The 21,433-nt window shown below is 38.4% G+C and carries 17 protein-coding genes; 3 read left to right on the top strand and 14 right to left on the bottom strand.

Going from position 1 to position 21,433, the window contains the following annotated elements:
* Positions 1–18: 18 nt before the first annotated feature.
* Positions 19–888 carry a helix-turn-helix domain-containing protein gene (locus HXN26_RS03895; RefSeq protein ID WP_273158857.1) on the top strand — a complete coding sequence of 290 codons (870 nt, stop codon included), beginning with the start codon at positions 19–21 and terminating at the stop codon, positions 886–888.
* Between the two features lie 347 nt (positions 889–1,235).
* Here the strand turns inward: HXN26_RS03895 and HXN26_RS03890 are convergent, their stop codons facing one another.
* The 14 genes from HXN26_RS03890 to mraZ all read right to left on the bottom strand — a co-directional run bounded on the left by HXN26_RS03890 (position 1,236) and on the right by mraZ (position 19,194).
* Positions 1,236–2,603 carry an Ig-like domain-containing protein gene (locus HXN26_RS03890; protein WP_273158855.1) on the bottom strand — a complete coding sequence of 456 codons (1,368 nt, stop codon included), beginning with the start codon at positions 2,601–2,603 and terminating at the stop codon, positions 1,236–1,238.
* Between the two features lie 30 nt (positions 2,604–2,633).
* On the bottom strand, positions 2,634–3,944 hold the full coding sequence (gene ftsZ, locus HXN26_RS03885) for a cell division protein FtsZ (protein WP_273158853.1): 1,311 nt from the start codon (positions 3,942–3,944) through the stop codon (positions 2,634–2,636).
* 86 nt (positions 3,945–4,030) lie between these two features.
* A complete protein-coding gene (gene ftsA, locus HXN26_RS03880; protein WP_273158851.1) occupies positions 4,031–5,479 on the bottom strand; it encodes a cell division protein FtsA in 1,449 nt (482 codons plus the stop codon).
* Between the two features lie 33 nt (positions 5,480–5,512).
* On the bottom strand, positions 5,513–6,373 hold the full coding sequence (locus tag HXN26_RS03875; protein WP_025000617.1) for a hypothetical protein: 861 nt from the start codon (positions 6,371–6,373) through the stop codon (positions 5,513–5,515).
* 4 nt (positions 6,374–6,377) lie between these two features.
* Positions 6,378–7,763, bottom strand: a complete 1,386-nt coding sequence (gene murC, locus HXN26_RS03870) for a UDP-N-acetylmuramate--L-alanine ligase (RefSeq protein ID WP_273158848.1) — start codon at positions 7,761–7,763, stop codon at positions 6,378–6,380.
* 56 nt (positions 7,764–7,819) lie between these two features.
* Complete coding sequence (gene murG, locus HXN26_RS03865) at positions 7,820–8,923, bottom strand: undecaprenyldiphospho-muramoylpentapeptide beta-N-acetylglucosaminyltransferase (protein WP_273158847.1); 1,104 nt, start codon at positions 8,921–8,923, stop codon at positions 7,820–7,822.
* A gap of 430 nt (positions 8,924–9,353) precedes the next feature.
* Positions 9,354–10,634 (bottom strand): FtsW/RodA/SpoVE family cell cycle protein, encoded by a 1,281-nt coding sequence (locus HXN26_RS03860; protein ID WP_273158845.1) that lies wholly within the window; start codon positions 10,632–10,634, stop codon positions 9,354–9,356.
* A gap of 60 nt (positions 10,635–10,694) precedes the next feature.
* Positions 10,695–12,026 (bottom strand): UDP-N-acetylmuramoyl-L-alanine--D-glutamate ligase, encoded by a 1,332-nt coding sequence (murD, locus tag HXN26_RS03855; protein ID WP_273158843.1) that lies wholly within the window; start codon positions 12,024–12,026, stop codon positions 10,695–10,697.
* A gap of 77 nt (positions 12,027–12,103) precedes the next feature.
* Positions 12,104–13,375: a phospho-N-acetylmuramoyl-pentapeptide-transferase gene (locus HXN26_RS03850; protein ID WP_025000613.1), complete on the bottom strand. Its 1,272-nt coding sequence runs from the start codon at positions 13,373–13,375 to the stop codon at positions 12,104–12,106.
* A gap of 53 nt (positions 13,376–13,428) precedes the next feature.
* Positions 13,429–14,889 carry a UDP-N-acetylmuramoyl-L-alanyl-D-glutamate--2,6-diaminopimelate ligase gene (locus HXN26_RS03845; protein WP_025000612.1) on the bottom strand — a complete coding sequence of 487 codons (1,461 nt, stop codon included), beginning with the start codon at positions 14,887–14,889 and terminating at the stop codon, positions 13,429–13,431.
* Positions 14,890–14,942: 53 nt separating this feature from the next.
* The gene (locus tag HXN26_RS03840) at positions 14,943–17,096 is read right to left on the bottom strand and encodes a penicillin-binding protein (protein ID WP_273158841.1); all 2,154 of its coding nucleotides are present in this window, start codon (positions 17,094–17,096) and stop codon (positions 14,943–14,945) included.
* A 5-nt stretch (positions 17,097–17,101) separates the two neighbouring features.
* Entirely contained in the window at positions 17,102–17,770 is a 669-nt protein-coding gene (locus HXN26_RS03835) for an FtsL-like putative cell division protein (protein WP_273158839.1), read from the bottom strand.
* Positions 17,771–18,706: a 16S rRNA (cytosine(1402)-N(4))-methyltransferase RsmH gene (rsmH, locus tag HXN26_RS03830; protein ID WP_025000610.1), complete on the bottom strand. Its 936-nt coding sequence runs from the start codon at positions 18,704–18,706 to the stop codon at positions 17,771–17,773.
* Positions 18,707–18,720: 14 nt separating this feature from the next.
* Positions 18,721–19,194, bottom strand: coding sequence for a division/cell wall cluster transcriptional repressor MraZ (gene mraZ, locus HXN26_RS03825; RefSeq protein WP_025000609.1), 474 nt, complete (start codon positions 19,192–19,194; stop codon positions 18,721–18,723).
* A gap of 291 nt (positions 19,195–19,485) precedes the next feature.
* Here mraZ and glsA point away from each other — a divergent pair, with 291 nt between their 5' ends.
* The gene (glsA, locus tag HXN26_RS03820) at positions 19,486–20,301 is read left to right on the top strand and encodes a lyso-glycine lipid O-acyltransferase GlsA (RefSeq protein ID WP_273158837.1); all 816 of its coding nucleotides are present in this window, start codon (positions 19,486–19,488) and stop codon (positions 20,299–20,301) included.
* A 57-nt stretch (positions 20,302–20,358) separates the two neighbouring features.
* The gene (gene glsB, locus HXN26_RS03815; RefSeq protein ID WP_025000608.1) at positions 20,359–21,357 is read left to right on the top strand and encodes a glycine N(alpha)-acyltransferase GlsB; all 999 of its coding nucleotides are present in this window, start codon (positions 20,359–20,361) and stop codon (positions 21,355–21,357) included.
* Positions 21,358–21,433: the final 76 nt, after the last annotated feature.

Below are 21,433 nucleotides of genomic sequence, written 5' to 3'. Positions count from 1 at the left end.
CAATTTAAATAGTGCTATATGCGAGAACTTAATATTGATTTCATTAAGGCTAAATATCCTTATGGTTTCAGCATAGAGAGCGATTTATTGCTGTACGACCAAACTACGGGTTTGCCTACTCTCACTGAGCCTTCAAAAATGAAGTGTCTGTTATTGGCAATTTGTACTGAAGGAGAGGTTGAATATACTGTTGATACAGTAGTGCACAAGGTTTCTACTAACGATATTATCATTGTCAGTGAAGGACAGGTTGTGGGCGATTATAAGATGTCGGCAGATGCAAAGGGTGTTTGTCTATTCCTATCATACGACTTCTTCCAGGAAGTAGTAAGTAATGTCAGAGAACTTACAACACTTTTCCTCTTTGCTCGTCGTCATCCTGTATTCCATACGGAAGGCCACATGGCAAAAGAATTGCTGAACTATATACAAGCTGTAAAGCTTAAAATTCTTGACCTTGACCATGAATTCCGTCGCGAATTGGTGGCAACTATGTTAAAAGTGCTTATATACGATATGTGTAATGTCATCTATCGTGTACAACAAGTAGAAAAGACAGGTAAGTCGAGAGGAGAAACCATTTTTGCTGACTTTATTAGATTGGTAGAAAAGGAATATCGTTCAGAACGTCGTGTTAGTTGGTATGCTGAACAGCTTTATATCTCACCCAAGTATCTTTCAGAAACAATTAAGCATGTTAGCAAGCGTACGCCAAGCGAATGGATTGATTATTATGTGATGATGGAAATTCGCGTGTTGCTTAAAAATAGCAAGATGAGTATTAAGCAGATAGCAGAAGAAATGCATTTCCCTAATCAAAGTTTCTTAGGAAAGTATTTCAAAGATCGCTACGGAAAGAGCCCATCGCAGTTTAGGAGGGGACTATAAAACAAATAGTAGAATTATAAAAAAGGAGTTGAGAATAGATCTAATTTCTCAACTCCTTTTTTTATATTTCTACCTACAAGTTTAATTTGTTTTCTTGGTACAAGTTCATTTTTTTCTTCGTATCTGGTTGTGTATCAAAGGATATTTCTTCTTATTTATTTTTTAATTATGTTTTTAAAATTTATAATTACAATTTCAAAATTTATAATTATATTTTCAGAATTTCTTATTATAAAAATCAAACCTAATAAAGAGTTTCTCGTAGCCTCTCTTAAACAAATAAAACGATGTACACTTTAGAATAGGTGTACATCGTTTTGTTGTTTTGATAAATCTTATTATTTCGTTTAATTTGTATCGATATTAATGTTAGGGAAATTTGTTGTTAGTTCTCTAACATATGTTTCTTCTTCTCCAGCGTCTACGTGTATTCTACTTAATTTTGGGTTGTTGTATAGAATATCATATTCATGAGCGTCCATAAAGTTATCGTTCTTTAAGTTGATAACTTCCAGATTTGGCATTTGGAGGATTTCTAATTGTGCAATAAGTTTATTGCTACTGAAATCTATTTTATTGAGTAGGTTGTTGCTAATATAGCAACGGAAGAGCATAGGCATCTTACTGAAGTCGGCATAACTAATTCTATTATCGTAGACAGTAAGGAACATTAGCTTAGGCAAATCGAAATCGATCTTAGTTATCTTATTTTCGTATGCTACAAGATGTTGTAGCTCCGGTAGATTGCTAAGTTCAAGTCTACTGATTTGGTTTTGCTCAATATACAACTTTTCTATCTGTGGAAGATTGTGAGCAATGAATTCCTCTAAAACACCTTGACGAAGATCGATGCCAGTAAGTTTTGGCATGTCTGTTAAGTTCACACTTGTAAGCTTAGTCGTACGTGCAACAATTGTAACGAGTTCTTTTAAAGGAGTAAAGTCTAACTTCTTTATATTCGTATTATGAATGTCTAATATCTGCAATTTAGAATTGTTTGCAAGATTTAGTTCTTCTATTTCACATTTGAAGACACGTAAATCTCTTAATTCTTTGAGATTTGAAACATCAATAGACTTGATTAGATTGCCACCTATATGCAATTGAGATAATTTGTCTAACTTACTAATAGGCGTAGTATCACTTACTTTATGATAATTCAAAGTAAGCGTATCAAGATTTACAAAATATTGCAATCCTTCTAAACTCTTTATTGTGTTTGCATCGGTAGTATTTTCCCCTACTGCATAGCTGAAATTCAGTTTATGAATAGTCTGTGCTTCCTTAACTGAAATATTGCCATCTTTGTTTGCATCTAAACCAGGAATATCTAATAAGCGTTGTTTTAGATATGCATCGGTAAAGTTGATTGAATTATACTGAGGATTTTCTTCTATCGTTATATTGCATTGAGCATCAGAAGAAATATCGCCTTTTTTCGCAATAACAGTTATTACGGCAGTTCCTTTTTCTAAAGCTTCTACTTTACCATTATCTATTTTAGCAACCTTCTCGTCAGACGATTTCCATAATATCTCAGCATCTTCGGGAGCATTATTGACAGTTATTATTGCTGTTTCTCCCATTTTCATCGTTAAGGTTGTAGGAGTAACAGTAATTTTAAACGAGTTTTCTACATCTTCTTTGTTTGAACAAGAAGAGAGGAAAATAATGCTAACGAGCATTAAGAAGAATGTTATTCTTTCCTTTTTCATCGTTTTTGCTGTTTGCAAATGTCTTATTTTTTATTTAAATCTAATAACTCCTTGAATTTCCTCTACCTGTGTATCCTCTTTCTTTTCTGGTGCAGCCTTCAGGTCTTTAAGCATTTGCTTTGTACGCTTATAAGTTGGTGTATTCTCAATAGCGAGGATGATATCTTCGTTGTCCAAATCATCTTGAGAGAAGATGTAAATATGAGGGCGACGTTTCGATTTTGTAGACTTGCTTCCACCATATATGCGTTCTATGCGTTCTTTTAGTTCCGCTTCGCGCTCTGCTTCTTCAGCAAGACGTGCTGCTTCTTCCAATGAGTGTTTTTTGATATGGCTGCCCATACCTTCTACATCCTTAATGCCAAAACCAGTTGCGAGGATAGTAACCTTTACCTTTTTATCAAGTTCAGGGTCGAGCGCTAAACCCCATTTCAGTTCGAAGCCATTACCGAAATGGCTCATAAACTCGTTTACATCGCTCATCTCTTCCATAGTCAGGCCTTGATTTTCGTTATTATCGCTGCTGAAATTGATAGAGAGAAGTATTTTCTTAGAATTGTAAATATCGTTGTCGTTAAGTAAAGGAGAGTTTAAAGCATCATCAATAGCTTGCTTTACACGGCCTTCTCCTTCTCCATAGCCCGTACTCATAATGGCAACTCCACCATCTTTCAGTACAGTTTTAACGTCGTTGAAGTCGAGATTGATAAGTCCATGTACAGTAATTATCTCTGCAATGCTCTTTGCTGCAACGCTAAGAGTATCGTCGGCTTTACCAAAAGCGTTGAGTACGCTCATTTCTGGGTATATTTCGCGTAAACGTTCGTTGTTGATTACCAATAACGCATCTACGTGTTTCGACATCTCTTCTACGCCGTCGAGCGCCTGATTAATCTTCTTATCACCTTCAAATCGGAATGGAATTGTAACAATACCTACGGTAAGAATATCCATTTCCTTACTTACTTTCGCAATAACGGGGGCTGCACCAGTACCAGTTCCGCCACCCATACCAGCAGTAATGAATGCCATCTTGGTGCCGTCGCTTAGCATTTTCTTTATGTCATCAAGAGTTTCTTCAGCAGCCTCTTTCGCCTTTGTTGGCTTATTTCCAGCTCCTAAACCTTCTTTACCAAGTTGCAAATGAATTGGAACAGGTGAATCGTTAAGTGCTTGTGCATCGGTATTACACAAAACGAAAGTTACATCATGTATACCTTCGCGGTACATATGATTTACAGCGTTGCCACCGCCGCCACCAACACCGATAACCTTTATAATGCTGTTTTGTTCAGCTTCGCCGAAGTCGAGTATTTCTCTTTTCATATTATTATCTGCCATAGCCGTATTTCCTTTGTCTTAATTTTTTATTTAACGCCTTTAAAGGTATTCTTACTTCTTGGTTTCTTCTTCCTACTCAGAGATCTTTATTCCTCAGCCTCTAAGATAGAACCGCCAATCTCTTTTAACTTGCGTGAGAATTTTCCCCATAAGCTGTTTTTGCGTTTCTCTTCTTCTTCTTGCCTCTGTAATTCTTCTTCCTCTTCTCTTCTTTTACGTTCTTCTTCTTCAATGCGTCGACGTTCTGCTTCAGCTTTTTCTTTTTCTGCAGCTGTTAGTACAACGCCTTGACCAATTTCAGTTGGTTTTCTTGGTTCCTTGTGAAGGTCGCTTGTGGTATTTGTTGTGGGTTTTGTGGTGTCCTCAAATAACTTTTGGTCGGGATTGATAGGAGCACCTGCACAATTTATATCGCCCTTTGCCAATAAGCCGAGAATGGTATTCATAGTTCCATTCTTTGCGTTGATATCAGCATTGCTTGCGTTAATAGTCGGTGTAACAAACTTGGCAACTCTGATTTTATCTACATGCGAGTAGGTGCGGAAAGCGCGCTCAATATTTTTCATATTCGAGCCACCACCAGTAAGAATGAAACCGCCTAATAGTTTGTCTGCAAATTCTGCTGGAATCTGATAGATGACATTCTCTATGATTTCTTCAACACGTGCCTCAATAATGTCAACGAGTTTTCTACTTTCTACTGTGAAATCGTCTGTTACTGTGTAAGATAGATTATTGTCGATGTCATTATCATCTGTATACGCACTGCCGTATGTTAGTTTCAACTTCTCTGCGTCTTTTTCTTCCATCTGCAAGCTGGCGATATCTTTTGTGATATTTGCACCACCAAGTGGTAATACTGCCAAATGACGGAGTATACTCTTGTAATATACTGATACGGTTGTGGTTTCTGCGCCAAGGTCTACAAGTACGCAACCTCCACGTTTTTCGTTGTCTGTAAGTACGCTATCAGCCAAAGCCAATGGTGCAAGATACATTTCTGCAATGGCGATGCCTGCTTTTTCGAAACAACTATTTAAGTTGTCATAGAACGATTTACGCCAAAGTATATTGAGGAAGTTACCTTCCAAATGGCTAGCTTTAATTCCAACAGGATCGATAGGGTCTTGGTTGTCTACCTTATATTCTTGTGTGGCAGCATCAAGAATTTCTTGTTCTGGATAAGTCATGTCGCGGTTTGCGTCCATCAACTCATTTATCATATTGCTTGATATAATGGTGTCGGCAGGAAGCTCCTTAACAATAACATTCTTTACACTACGGATAGATTGTCCCCCTACGCCTACATAGACATGTGTAATTTCATGCTTTAGTTGCTTCTTTAACTTATTTATGATATTGGTTAAGCACTGTCCAGTTTTGTCGATGTTATAGACTACGCCCTTGCGGATGCATTGTGAAGCGTCTTCCTTAACAACAGCGTTCACAGAGATACTGCCGTCAAGGTTCTTCTTGCCAGCTATACCCATAATTTTTGATGAGCCCAGTTCAATGGCTACAATAAATTCTGCCATACACTAAAATACTTTATAACTTATGTTTTATTCTTATTCTGTTACTTCTGTCGGAATTTTCTCTTCTTGTTTGGGTTGTTCTGGAGCAATTGTTTGTTCTTGTTGTGCACCTTTTTTCTTACAAATAATCTGGTTGTCAAATTCTACATTAATGTATGAGTATTTATTCCAACCAGCTTGCGATAGCCCATAACGATAGAATTTCTCGGTTCGTTCAAGTTTCTTAGCCGTAAATTCAGCTATGCTTTTCTCGTTTGCTACCTTATTTTTCTTTATCGGTAAGTAGCCAATAAAAATAATATGGTCGCCTACTCGTGGTACAAGTTCTATACCGCGGTCGTCACAAACGTAGATTTGTTCTATCTGATTAACCCAGAATTCCGATTTGTTGATAGCCTTTGCCAATGGTGCTATGCCATAATGAGCAAACCAACGGCTTATATTTCCCGATGCAATTATTAAATCGCTAGTATATTTCGAGTTCGGAAGAATTCCTCCGTTATCGTCCAAATAGTAGTCTTCGCCTTTTAGATTCTTAATACGAATGATAGGCATACGTTGTGAAATCATGATATTTACATGCCCATTTTCCGTTATGTAACATTGTGCACTATCTACGAATGGTCCCACTTTCAAAGCTTCTTCTATTTTTCTCGGCTCTACAGAACTTATTTGTTTGTTAAGTGGATAGAGCTTTTTCTTTTCAAGAATAGATTTAATTTCCTTTGCACTAAGGAATCCAGCGTTGTTGGAATCAGAAATATTGATGTTCACTTTCGTGCATACACGATGGTTCTTGTCAGGCGTATTCCAAGATGTAATAGCCATAACAAGATAGACAGCTAGTATGATGTCTAACACACAAAAAGTTATCTTTTTCCAGTTTGTGTACATTCCTTTAGTTCTGTTCTTTTTCTTTTATTTTTTCACTGAGCTGTCCCATGTAGTTATCAAGGTTTCCAGCACCAAGTACTACAAGTACATCAAAGTCTCTGTCATTTGCAAATTCCAATACATCGTCTTTCTTAATCATCTGCCTTTCAACCTTGTTATCAAGATTATTGTAGATAAGTTCCGAAGTAACACCTGGTATAGGCTCTTCTCTTGCAGGGTAAATTTCTGTGAGAATTACCTCGTCGAAATGACTAAGAGCTTCGGCAAAGTCCATATAGAAGTCGCGTGTGCGTGAATAAAGATGGGGTTGGAAAATAACTGTAATCTTACGATTAGGATAAATTTCCTTCAGACTTTTTGCGCTTTGCAGTATTTCTTTTGGATGATGTGCATAGTCGGAGAGTAGCACATGTTGGTCGTTCTTAATCTTAAAGTCGAAGCGACGGTCTACACCTTCGTAGGTTTTCATGCCTCTGCGAAGTTCTTCCGCAGTGCAACCACTTAGTTGTGCTAAAGCCATTGCAGCAATTCCGTTTTCTATATTGATAGGAACAGGTTGTCCTAACTCTATGTTCGTAACGTTTTCGATGGGCGAAACCATATCGAAAACTATGGTTCCATTTTCTACTCGTATATTTTCTGTGTGGAAGTCGCCAGCTTCTCTGCTATATTCATATACCTTAACGCCAGCTTGAACGTTTTGTTTCATCTCCAAATCCTTATGGATTACGAGAACACCATCAGTTTGTATAAGTTCAGTATAATGTCTGAAGCTTTCCAAGTAGGCTTCTTTTGTGCCGTAAATATCCAAGTGGTCGGGGTCTGTTGATGTGATAACGCTCATATATGGACGTAACCAATGGAAAGAACGGTCGAATTCATCGGCTTCAATAACTACATAATCGCTTTTGTCGGATAGTATGTAGTTTGTGCCATAGTTCTTCGAAATTCCTCCAAGAAAGGCATTACAATCCAAGTGACTTTGGTGCATGATGTGGGCACACATGGTCGATGTACTCGTCTTTCCGTGTGTTCCAGCGAAGCAAAGACCTTTGTGCGTTTGCGTTAATCTACCCAATACCTGTGCACGCTTTTCTATTTCGAATCCGTTTTTACGGAAGAAAGCCAACTCTTTATGTGTTTCCGGAATGGCAGGTGTATAAACCACCAATGTTGTCGCAGGATTTTTGCACGCTGATGGAATCAAGTCGACGTTCTCTTCGTAGTGTAATTGTATTTCTTCTTGCTCTAACTTGCGTGTTAAATCAGACGGAGTCTTGTCGTAACCTGCTACAACAAGTCCTTTTTGACGGAAATATCGAGCCACAGCACTCATTCCGATGCCGCCTGCTCCTACGAAATATACAGCCTGAATATCCTTAAATTCCATTTTATTTATTGTCGTGTGGTATTACAAAAACCACTTTTTAATCGTTTATTCTTTGTTTATTTGATAAGTTTCATCACTTCCTCTGCAATAACTTCTGCAGACTTATGAAGTCCCATTTTCTTCACATTCTCGCTCAAGTTTGCAAGTTTTTGCTCGTCATTAACAGTCTTTATTGCTAATTGTAAGAGTGTTTCGGGAGCTTCTATGTCTTTTACAAAGAGCGCTGCGCCTTTGTGTACAAGTGCCATAGCGTTCTTTGTTTGGTGGTCTTCTGCTACATTTGGACTTGGTACGAGTATAACAGGTTTGCCGATGAGTTGGAACTCGCTAATAGAACTTGCGCCTGCGCGACTTATTACCAAGTCTGCTGCTTTGTAAGCCGCGCCCATATCACCGATGAAATCCATGATTTTTAGGTTTGGAAGTTCCTTTCCTTTCATTGTATCAAGGATAGTTTGGTGATAATATTTGCCTGTTTGCCATATAAACTGCACATCGGAAGCCTCTACAAGTTCTAAGTGTTCCAATACAGCGCGGTTGATAGTGCGTGCGCCAAGACTACCTCCTACGAGCAAAATAGTTTTCTTTGTAGGATTAAGTCCGAATGTTTTTCTTGCCTCTTCTTGCGAAAGCGGTGTTTCAAGCACATTCTGTCGTACAGGGTTTCCTGTCATTATGATTCTGTCGGCTGGGAAAAAGCGTTCCATACCTTCGTATGCTACACAAATCTTCTTAGCCTTTTTAGACAGCAATTTGTTGGTTACTCCTGCGTAAGAGTTTTGTTCTTGAATTAAGCAGGGTATGCCCATTTTCGAACATTCATAAAGCGTTGCGCCGCTTGCATAGCCACCTACGCCTACAGCCACCTGTGGTTGAAAGTCTTTTATAATCTTGCGAGCCAAGCGCAAACTCTTCCAAAGCTTATAAAGAACGCTGAAATTTTTCAGCTTATTTGCGCGATTGAACCCTTTAATCGGCAAGCCTTTAATCTCGTAACCTGCAGCGGGAACACGTTGCATCTCCATTCTCCCTTCCGCTCCAACGAACAATATCTTTGCGTCGGGGTGTTTTGCTTTGATAGCATTGGCTATAGACACAGCGGGAAAGATGTGTCCTCCTGTTCCGCCACCGCTTATGATGATTCTTAACTCTTCGTTCATAGTCTCTAAATATCAACATACAAAGTTAATCATTTTTTTTCTTTTGTCATAAATTTAACCTATTAAAAATGTGAAATATCGCAAATGTCATTTTGCTCAAAGATTGATACTGTGTTTCAGTTCATTATCGTTCGATTTACAAGATATATAGTCCGGTTGTTTTTATGAACTACTTATTGATAGTTTTATTGTTGGTTTACTACGGTATAAAAAGTTCTTTCTTTTGTAAAAATAACGGATATGGGAAAGTGGTAATATCACTTTCGCTTTGTAATAGTGCCTATTTTACAACGCAAAACAGGCACTATTACGACGCAAAACAGGCTCTTTTGCAATGCAAAAGAGCCTGTTTTGTAAAACGTTGATGATTAGTTAGTTATATAATAAAATCTATGTGTAAAAATATTTACATCTTTATTCCATTCTTGAATTACTTTGTTTGCGCTTTGATGGGCTTTACTTCGATAGGTGCTCCACGGTCTTTTTTCTTTGCAAAGCGACTGATACTTAGTAGCATACCGATGTAAACGCAATTGATAATAGTAGAAGTTCCACCCTTACTGATAAGCGGTAACGGTTGACCAGTAACTGGGGCTAAGCCTACTGCAACTGCCATATTAAAGAGAGCTTGCGTTACAAGCAAGAACGCAATGCCCATAGAGAGGAATGCAGGGAATGAGTTTTCGCACCGACTTGCTATTTTTCCAGCTCTCATGAGTATGACAATGTAGAGGAAAGCTACGAAAATGGCTCCTCCAATACCCATTTCCTCAATGATGATGGCGTAGATAAAGTCGGAGAAAGCTTGAGAAAGGAAGTCTCGTTCGTTAGAGTTTCCTGGTCCTTTGCCTATTACGTTCGACGAAGCAATGGCGATATTGGCGTGCCCCACCTGTCCGTCTTTATCAAGGTCGTAGTCTTTTGGTGCTACGTATTTGTTATCTAAGAACTTATTGATACGCGCTTTCCATGTATCGGCACGGTGGAATATTTTTCCAATATAACTAGACTCAGTTTCTTCTTCAGATGAAGCAGTTTGCTCCGTGAGGCTCTGTTTGGTTGTATTCTCTTCCTTATCGTGTCCTACAGCCATAACCAACACAAGGGCGAAGACCACCATTAGAGCGACCACACCCAAAAGCTTACCTATTTGTTTTGAAGAAACACGTCCGACAATCATCATTAACAATACTGTTAAACTTGCCAATAATGCTGTAGAAAGGTTTTCAAAACTTATCGGAAGAATGATAAATGCTGATAAAATAAGGATGTATTTGAATGCTTTTTTGGCTGCGCCTGTTTCTGTTTGCATAGCGCTTAGAATCTGTGCAACTGCCAAAACTAATGCACCTTTACCAAATTCGGAAGGCTGAAATTGAATACCCATCACCTCAATCCAACGACTCGCACCATTGGTAACACCACCAGTAAGTAGTACTACAATCAGTAATAGAAACGAACCTACCAGTGCTGGCAGTGTCGCAATCTTAAAATAGCGGCATTTTATATTCATAACGACAATCATAAGTATGAAGCCTATAAATAGCATTCCACTATGTTTTACAAGTGGTGCCCAATAGTTTCCTCCCTTGTACGAAAGTGTGCTCGATGCCGAATATACTTCTACAATGCTAATCATACAAAGAATAAAGAAGACCATCCAAATTACTTTGTCGCCTTTGAATATGTTGTTAAGAGACTTTAGGCTCATTTTTTGTCGTTTAGAAGTTTAAAGAATGTAAATGTTAAATTGTTCTTTTGTCTCTTGATTTTATAACGCACGCACAAGTGTCTTGAATTGTTCACCACGATCTTCCATGTTTTTAAACAGGTCAAAACTTGCACAACATGGACTTAAAAGTACGGTATCTCCTGGCTTTGCCATAGCGTAGCATGCTTCAATGCACTCTTTCATAGAATGAGTATCGCGTACAGGAATGCCCAATTCATCGAAGTTTTCGTGCAATTTCTTGTTGTCTGCTCCCAGATAAACTAAGCCTACACACTTCTCTTTTACCAGTTCTTTAATGGCATTGTAGTCGTTACCTTTATCCTTACCGCCAATAATAAGTATAGTTGGCGTACGCATACTTTCTAAAGCATACCAACAAGCGTCTACATTCGTTGCCTTTGAGTCGTTGATATATTGCACACCAGCTACCTTGCAAACCTTTTCTAAACGGTGTTCCACTCCTGGAAAATCGCTCAAACTTTTACGAATATTTTCTTTCTTGATACCGCTGATATTCGATGCAAGCCCTGCTGCTAAAGAATTGTATATGTTATGTTTGCCTGTAAGCGACAAATCTTCTTGCTCCATATTGAATGGGGTAGGCTGTTCAAGGGTATAATGTCCTTCTTCTATGTAACCGATGCTGCCCTTCTCCTTGAGTTCAGAGAATGGATATTGCACTGCCTTTACATCAAACTTCTCCAATTCTTTCTTAATAACGGGATCGTCGTTCCAGTATATAAAGCTATCTTCGTGCGTTTGGTTCTGAATAATGCGCATTTTAGAGTCAGCATACTTCTCAAACTGATAGTCGTAACGGTCTAAATGATCGGGTGTAATGTTCAGCAAGATAGCAATATTTGCACGGAAATCGTACATATCGTCAAGTTGAAAACTACTTAGTTCAATTACGTAGTACTCGTGTGGCTCTTCAGCAATCTGCAAAGCAAGACTTTTACCGATGTTTCCAGCCAAACCAACATCGTATCCAGCATCTTTAAAAATATGGTAGATGAGGCTTGTAGTAGTGGTCTTGCCGTTACTTCCTGTAATGCAAACCATTTTAGAATTGGTATATCGGCCAGCAAACTCTATTTCGTTGATGATGTGTGTGCCCTGTTCGATAAGTTTTTTAACCATCGGTGCCTCCTTCGGAATGCCTGGACTTTTTATGATTTCATCGGCATTCAGAATCTTTTCCTCTGTGTGTTGACCCTCTTCCCACTCTATGTTGTGGTCGTTGAGTAGCTTTTTGTACTTATCTTTGATAGCAGACATATCCGAAACAAACACGTCGAAGCCTTTTGCTTTTGCCAATACGGCTGCTCCTGCACCGCTTTCGCCTGCTCCCAATATTACAATTCTTTTCATCTTTATTTGTCTTTTATCGTCGTTTTTGCAAGGTTACTTCCCTGCGTTTATTTTGTTCTGAAATTGCTTTTTTCGTTTTATCTAATCTTCAACGTAATGATAGTCAGTGCCACCAAAATAATGGTTACAATCCAAAAACGAATTGTGATCTTGCTTTCGTGTACTGGAGTGTGGGGTGTTTTGATGAGATATTTACAATCAACCTCTAACTGGCTATCTTGTGTTCGGAAGCTATCGTGGATTGGTGCACGCTTGAAGATACGTTGTTTTATGCCTTTGCGCTTGCCCAACTTGAAGTAGTAGACTTGCAAAATTACACTTAAGCTCTCAACAAAGAATATTCCACACAAGATAGGAAGCAACAATTCTTTGTGGATGATAATCGCACCGACAGCGATAATACCACCAATCGTGAGACTGCCTGTGTCGCCCATAAAGACTTGTGCAGGGTAAGCGTTGTACCAAAGGAAACCTATCAGCGCACCAATGAAGGCCATAAAGAAAACTACAAGTTCTTCAGAACCTGGAATATACATGATGTTTAGATAGGCTGCATATTCGATATGACTACTAACATAGGCTAAAATGCCTAGTGCTACACCTATAATGGCGGAGTTTCCAGCACACATTCCATCCATTCCATCGTTCAAATTAGCACCATTTGAGACTGCTGTAACAACTATGATTGTCATAATGACAAACAAGATCCAACCTGCTGCTGTTTTATATTTACCACAGAAGGACATGATTTCAGAGTAGTCGAGATTGTGATTCTTTATAAATGGGATTGTTGTTTTGAGAGTTTTCTCAGCTTCTTTGCCATGTTTCACCACAATTTCTTTCCCATTTTCGTTATGCATTTCCAAGTTAATGTTTGACTTAACATCGGGTGATGCCCATAAAACTAAACCTACAATAAGCCCAATGGTGAACTGTCCAACAATCTTATATTTACCTTTTAATCCGTCTTTATTATGTTTGAATATCTTAATAAAATCGTCCATTCCACCGAGAAATCCGAGCCAAATAGTGGTAATGATCATTAAGATGAGATAGATATTGCGCAAACGGCCTAATAATAATATAGGTATAAGCAGTGCAACGATAATAATGATGCCGCCCATAGATGGTACACCAATCTTCTTAACACCGAACGGGTCGATGCTTGCATCACGCTGCACCTCAGTAATTTGCTTCTTCTTAAGGTATTTTATAAACTTTTCGCCGAACCAAGCAGAAATTATCAATGCAAGAATCATTGCCATAATGGCTCGGAAACTAATGTAGCCCCATAAGTGTGAGCCACTAATGCCAAACTGATCAAGCCAACGGAAGATGTAATATAACATAATGTCTTTATTTTATAACCGGCTTTTAATATCTCTACTTCTTATGATTTTCTTTACTTCAATCCAAAGATTTCACGTACCACTTCATGGTCGTCAAAGTGATGTTTAATGCCATTTATTTCTTGATAGGTTTCGTGTCCTTTACCTGCAATCAGAATAACATCGCCTTTCTGTGCCATCATACAAGCAGTACGAATTGCTTCTTTTCGATCAGATATAGAAAGAACTTTTTTCTTTTGAGTAGTGTCTAGTCCTGCTAACATATCGTCTATAATAGCTTGAGGCTCCTCGTTGCGAGGATTATCGCTGGTAAGTATAACTTTGTCGCTACGCTTTACGGCTTCAATAGCCATAAGCGGACGTTTGCCTTTATCACGATTACCACCTGCTCCACATACAGTGAACACATGTCCGCCCTTTCCATCAAGTACTTCATGTATTGCCATCAAAACATTTTCAAGTGCATCTGGTGTGTGAGCATAATCTACAATGGCAGTATAACCTTCTGGAGAAGTGATTGGCTCCAAACGTCCGTTTACACTCTTCAGCGTGCTGAGTGCTACTAAAATATCTTCAGACTTCTTGCCAAGCATAATAGCTGTGCCATAAACTGCTAATAAATTGCTTACATTGAACTTACCAATAAATTGAACACCCACTTCTTTACCATCTATTTCAAGGTACATTCCTTCAAAATGACATTCCAAAATGCGTGCACGGAAGTCAGCCATGCGTTTGATGGAATAGGTTTTTATCTGTGCTTTACAGTTTTGAACCATTACCATTCCATTTTTATCGTCAGCATTGATAATGGCGAAAGCGTCTTTATCCAAATCGTCAAAGAACATTTTCTTCGCATTACGATAATTATCAAAGGTCTTATGGTAGTCTAAGTGGTCGCGTGTGAGGTTTGTGAATAAACCTCCTGCAAACTTCAAACCACCAATACGACGTTGTTGAATGGCGTGGCTTGAACATTCCATGAAGGCATATTCGCAGCCTTCTGCTACCATCTTTGCGAGTAATTCGTTTAATGCTATTGGATCTGGGGTTGTGTGGTCAGCTGGAATAACTTCATCATCAATATAATTGCAGACTGTAGAAAGCAAGCCAACTTTATGTCCAAACTTTCGAAACATATTATATAATAAGGTGGCTACAGTCGTTTTGCCATTTGTTCCTGTTACTCCAACAAGTTTTAAATGGTGTGAGGGGTTGCCATAGAAAGTTGTTGCAACGTTACCAACAGCCTCTTCTGTAGATTTAACTTGTATATAAGTAATGCATTTATTGATGGGTTCTGTTGGCATTTCTTCCAATAAAATTGCCGTAGCACCTAATTCTATTGCCTTTTCAATATATTTATGACCATCTGTTTGTGTACCTTTTATGGCAATAAACAAATGTCCCAATTCAATTTTACGGCTGTCAATGTTAATGCCTTTAATATCTTTATCCGCATCGCCTTCTATGTTTAAAGGCTTCACATTTTTAAGCAAATCGTTTAATTTCATATCTTGCTTCTTCCTTAATTATTTATTCTTGTCGGAATTCTCGGTAAAGGGAGTTATGCAAATCGTAGTTTACAAACCATTCCTTGCTTAATTCTTTCGCCTGGTGCAAGCGATTGTTCTACAACTTTTCCACGTCCAAACATGACAACTTTAATCCCGCAATTCTCTAATAGGTAGATTGCGTCGCGTGCTCCCATATTGTGTACGTCAGGTACGAGCTGCTTGTTAATATTCTTTTTCTCCGAGAATGTAATGTCTCTCTTATTCGTTTCAACAGTTCCCCAGACGTTATTTCCAAATGGATAAGCCCCGTTCCAGCCATTTTTAACGTTGAAACCGAGAGCAGAGAGCACGTAATCAGTCGCCAAAAGGTTTCCATTCTTCACCATAGGAACAAGTGGCTTGGTAGAATCCTTTGCATCAGTAACACTAAGTTTAAGGTTTTGTGCCATAATTCCTTCTGCAATTTGGTGGAAAACAACGCCACTCATGCCACCACCTGATGCTGGTAATCCAGATTTTTGTATACAGACAATACAGCTATATCTTGGCGCGTCGGCAGGGAAGAAGCCTGCAAAGCTCAATAAATAGTCTGTAACGCCTGTTTTATAACCAGCAACACCTTTTGACATCTGAGCTGTACCTGTCTTACCTGCAACTAAAAATTTATCAGAACCAGCTTTTTTCCCTAATCCTTCTGATACTACTTCTGTAAGAATGCGTCGCATCTGAGTTATGGTGGACTCTTTTGCAATCTGCTCACGTTGGACAATAGGAGGGTATTCTGCTAATACAGTTCCATTCTTTACAATCTTCTTAACAAAGCGTGGTCGCATCATTTTTCCACCATTTGCAATTGCATTGTAAAATGTTAATGTTGAAATAGGTGGTACTTGTGTCTCGTAACCAATACTCATCCATGCTAAAGCAGTATTACTCCAGTTTGTATATTGACCTCTCTTGTTTCTTTTAGGCATACGAATCTTCGCAGGAGAATAACCTGTGATAGGGATTTGAAGGTCATCGGCTAAACCTAAGTTGTAGATTCCTTGGACAAACTTTTCTGGATTCTTGTGATAGAAGTTGTCAACAATGCGACTAATGCCAATATTCGAACTATATTTGAGACACCAAGGTAATGTTAGGTTTCCGTAACCTCCACGTCGCCAGTTATGATCCTTCATATCTCGGCCATACATATTCCATACACCACCACCTGTGGCAATGGTATACATAGTGTCAACAACATTGTCATCGAGTGCAACCATCATAGATGCTGTCTTGAAAACAGAACCTGGTTCGAGTAAATCACTTACCGCATGGTTCTTTATTTCGCGATATTGACCGTCTTCGCACTTGTCAAGGTTTACAATAGCTTTAATATCTCCTGTTGTAACTTCCATAACAATGGCCACGCCAACGTTGCCATTGATCTCTTGCAATTCTTCAAGTAAGGCTCTTTCGGCAAGGTCTTGCATACTAACATCTATTGTTGTAACGATATCGGAACCATCAATAGGAGGTATTTCGGTAATGCTGAGATATTTATCGCGGATTTTTCGGCGATTCTCAATACCATTTGTGCCTCGCAAAATGCTATCAAATGACAATTCTAAGCCACATCGAGCAACGTCTTTAGCACCATATAAATCGCCAACGGTGCGTTGTGCTAGAGAACCGAACGGACGGCGGCGCGCGTTAAACTCTTCTTCATGGAAGCCACTCTTAAATTTGGCATATTTGAAAATCGGCAGTTTCTTTACCTCTTTATATGTATTGTAGTCTATGCGGTTCTTCCAAATTGGGAAATGACGTTTCTCTTCTTTTAATCCATTTAATAAGTATCGTTTAAATTCACCTGCTGTTTTTTCGGGGAATAGCTCATTTAACCCTTTGCAGATGTAGTCAATACTATCAATAAAAGCTGTATCTTTACCTGTTTCCTTGAGCGTTTTGAAATCTATATAAACCTTAAACTCGGGTAACGAACTTGCCATTAGTTCACCATCTGAGCTTAGAATATTGCCACGTGCAGGTAGGATAGGGACATTATCTTTTTTTTGTTTTGCAGCAACCTCCAACCAATAATCCTTTTGCGCAATCATTATATAAGCCGATTTCGCAACGACAGCAATAGCTATAAGGCTCATAATAAGCGCTATGAGCGAATAGCGCGGCATGATATTTTTACTATTGAATTTACTCATAATTCTTATTTAGACGGCAGATTGATGATGAAAGGAGGACGTGAAGAAATCTTTAATACACTATCTTTATTTGTTTTCAGAATTTCTAATACGTGGCTTTCTCTTGAGCGTTCAGTTAGTTGACTGCTGCTTGATAAAGCTCTGTATTTTGCATCTGATAGTTCTGTTTCAAGTTTATCAATTTCAATCAAGTCTTTTTGAACACTATAACGATTCGATATATATATAATAATGAAGCCTACGATGAGTAGAATAAGCCCAACGTTGTTTCTCAAAAAATGTGCTGAGAAAATATCTCCTCCGAGTATTTTCTTTAATGTGAAGTTGCTTGAAAATGGTTGTTCATCTTCTCGCGCTTGTTCTTCAATTGCATTTCTCAGTGCCTGTTCTTCTTCTGTTTGTTCAATTGTACTTGCTTCTTCTACATGTCGTTTATTATTTTTTTCCTCCTTTCCTTCTTCCTTTCTTTGTTTAGAGTCTTGTATGTTTTTAGTAAACTGAGGCTTTTCTACTTCTAATTCTACCTCTGTACCGCCCATAGCTACAGAATCAGTAGACTGATCTGATAAGCTAGCTATCTCTCCAGTCTCCTTAATTTCACGTTCCCTTACATTGAAAATGGGTTTCGCTACTACTTCATGTACTTCTTCGTTTTCTGTAAGCTTGTCGTCCATTTATTTCTTTTCTGCTATTCTAAGTTTTGCGCTGCGACTTCTTGGATTGTTTTCCTGTTCGTTGCTGTTTGGTACAATTACCTTGTTGTTTATCAACTTAAAAGGGGAATTGATTCGTCCAAAGAAGTCTTGTTCAACTTTTCCTTCAATATTACCTGATTTCATTATATTCTTGACGATTCGGTCTTCTAAAGAATGGTAAGTAATTATAGATAGCCTACCACCTGGCTTCAATATTTTAGAAGCACTATTTAGTAATTCTTTTAGCGCAGCCATCTCTTGATTTACTTCTATGCGTAGAGCTTGAAAAAGCTTTGCCATTTCTTTTTTCTCGCGTTCTCGCTTGAAAAGTGACTCTACTACATTTTGAAAGCCTTTCGTTGTAAGTATCGGCGCCTTGGCTCTGCTATTAACAATGGCAGCGGCAATTTTGCGCGAGTTCTTTAATTCTCCGTAAAGATAGAATATATTAGCAAGTTGCTCTTCGTCATATTCATGTAAAATAGCCGCAGCAGTTTTACCTGCTCGTTTATTCATACGCATATCAAGCGGAGCATCGAAGCGAAAAGAGAATCCTCTTTGTTCATCATCGAAATGATGACTGCTTACTCCTAAATCACCTAATAGTCCGTCAATTTGCTCTACACCATAGTAACGCATCCAATTCAATAAGTATCTGAAGTTAGAACGTACGAACGTAAAGTTCTTCAGTTTGTTTCCATTGGTGCCAAATTCATATATGTTTTGTTCTGCATCGGCATCTTGGTCAAAACTATATAAGTGCCCTTTATTACTGAGACGTGAAAAAATCTCTTTGCTATGTCCGCCACCACCAAAGGTAACGTCTACATAAATTCCGTTGGGGTCAATGTTCAAGCCATCTACACTCTCGCGAAGTAATACCGGAACATGATATGTTTCTACGGTTTTAACCATAACTTCTACCTGGGTTATATGTCTGTGGTGAGTGCTTTCGTATCTCCTGATTTTCCCATTATAGCCTCTAGTGTTTCACTGAAGTCGTCTGGGTCAAGATATGCGTCCTCGTTCTCGTTGTTCCAAATCTCAATGCAATCGTCCATACCAATAAACTTTATTTGCTGGTCAATGTTAGCCATCTTTAAGTATCGCTTTGGTATTAAGAAACGTCCATTTCCATCGAGTACTATGGTTTCGACGTCTGAAACAAACTGTCGATAGACCATTTGGTCACGTTTATTCCATCGATTGAGATGATTGCGAAGATTATCAAGCATTTTGTTCCACACAAATAAAGGGTAAATAACCAAGCAAGGTTGGAAAACATCCTTTTTCATGATAAGTGATTCCTCGCCAGATGTATTTAATATCTTGCGGAATGTGGCAGGGAAAAAGGCCCTTCCTTTAACGTCAGTCTTGGCTTCTATGCTTCCTAAAAATCGCATGCGTACTTCTTTTTTATAATTGAAATTTCGCTTCAAAGTTAAGGAAAATTCCCCACATTTCACCTCTTTTCTCCACAAAGTTTGCATTCTTCTTGCTTTTTTAATATATTTAACGTAAGATGGGAGGGTGAGGAGGAGTGACAAAGATTTTTTTTTGCTATCTTCCGTATGTAAAACGACAATAATTGAGCAATTTTTTTATAAAACAGTTGAATATTTCAAAAGCTTTAATTACATTTGCACTCTAATTTGAGAACTTGGAAAAATTAGAACGAAATAGCACAAAGCAACATGGAGAAGACCATTGATATCCAAAGGATACTGTACGGTAAGATGGGCTTGAAAACAAAGTTTGTCCCTCGTTTTGTGATTAATTGGATTAGAAGTATTATTCACGAAGATGAGGTTAACAAGTTCTTGTGGGAAAGTCGTGATAAAACAGGAACGGAATGGCTCTCTGAATGTGTCAAGTATCTGCGTATGACACTTGAGATAGAGGGCTTGGAAAACTTGCCAGATAAAAACGATGGTAAACTTTACACATTTGTTTCTAATCACCCACTCGGCGGTCAAGATGGTGTTGCGTTAGGTTCCATCATAGGCAAACATTATGATGGAAAGTTTCGTTATCTTGTAAACGACTTGTTGTTGAACTTACCAGGTTTAGCGCCTGTAAGCATTGGAATTAACAAAACTGGTAAACAGAGTCGAGATTTTCCCCGTATGGTGGAGGCAGGATTTAGCAGTGATAACCATATGCTGATGTTTCCTGCAGGTTTGAATAGCAGAAAGCAAAATGGAATAATTCGCGATTTAGCTTGGAAAAAGACTTTTATTACGAAGAGTGTGGAGTATCAACGTGATGTTGTTCCCATTCATTTCAGCGGGCAAAATTCGGAATGGTTTTACAGAATTGCCCATTTCAGCGATAAATATATGAAGAAAGTAAATCTTGCGATGTTCTTCTTAGTTGATGAAATGTACAAGAATGTTGGTAAAACCTTTCGTGTTAGCTTTGGAAAACCTATTCCGTGGCAGACATTTGATAATAGTAAAACACCGATGGAATGGGCTGAATTCGTCCAAAATAAGGTGTATGAACTTTAGAAAGTCTTAGATTTATGAGGTAATGCGAAACAATGCGATGCGACAAAAAGCTATAATATGAAGGAAGAAGAGATAATTCAACCAGTCAGTAAAGAACTTTTAAGAAGCGAACTTACTCCCGATAGGTTGCTGAGAGGTACAAATAAGAGTCATAATGATATCTATGTATTCTCAGCAAATGAGGCTCCGCATTTGATGGATGAGATTGGACGACTGCGCGAGGAGGCTTTTCGCAGCGCAGGTGGTGGCACGGGAAAGGCAAAGGATATTGATGAGTTCGACCTTATGCCAAATTGTTGCAAGCAGTTGATAGTTTGGAATCCTGATAGTGAAGAGATTATAGGAGGCTATCGTTATGTGTTTGGCGACGATTGGAAGTTAGGTAGCAATGGACAACCTATATTGGCCACAAGTCATATGTTCCATTTCTCTGATAAGTTCTTGAAGGAATATGCACCCTATACCGTTGAGTTAGGACGTTCATTTGTATCTTTGGGATACCAAAATGTTCGTGAAAACTCAAAAAGCATATTTGCGTTGGATAATCTTTGGGATGGTTTGGGTGCTCTCACAGTGTTAAATCCAAGCTGCAAATACTTCTTTGGTAAGGTAACAATGTATCCTTCGTATATTCGTCGTGGCCGTGATATGATCCTTTATTTTCTTAAGAAGTTCTTTGATGATAAGGAAAACTTGATTATACCGATTAAACCGCTTAAAATTGATACTCCAGCTTCTGAGTTTGAGTCGTTGTTCAATGCTGCTTCATTTAAAGAAAACTATCGTATTTTAAATAGAGAGATTCGCAAGTTAGGATACAATATTCCACCATTAGTGAATGCTTATATGAATCTTTCTCCAACAATGAAACTCTTCGGAACGGGTATTAATAATGGTTTTGGCGATGTAGAGGAAACTGGAATCCTCATTGCTGTGGACGAAATATTCGAAGAAAAGCGTATTCGTCATATAGAAAGCTTTGTAAACGACCATCCAGAGGCTCTGAATATTACCAGTGGCGCTAATAACTTGATTTACGAAGAGAAAGAAAACTAAGGAACATAACTAAATAGTCCTCCCTTAAAAACCTAATATTCCTCTGATTCATAGTATATTATCCTGTAAATTATTT

This window comes from Prevotella aurantiaca, assembly GCF_015262605.1.
Classification (GTDB): Bacteria; Bacteroidota; Bacteroidia; order Bacteroidales; family Bacteroidaceae; genus Prevotella; species Prevotella aurantiaca.
The sequence above is the reverse complement of the archived record's forward strand: the minus strand, read 5'-3'. Positions and strand labels throughout refer to the sequence as shown.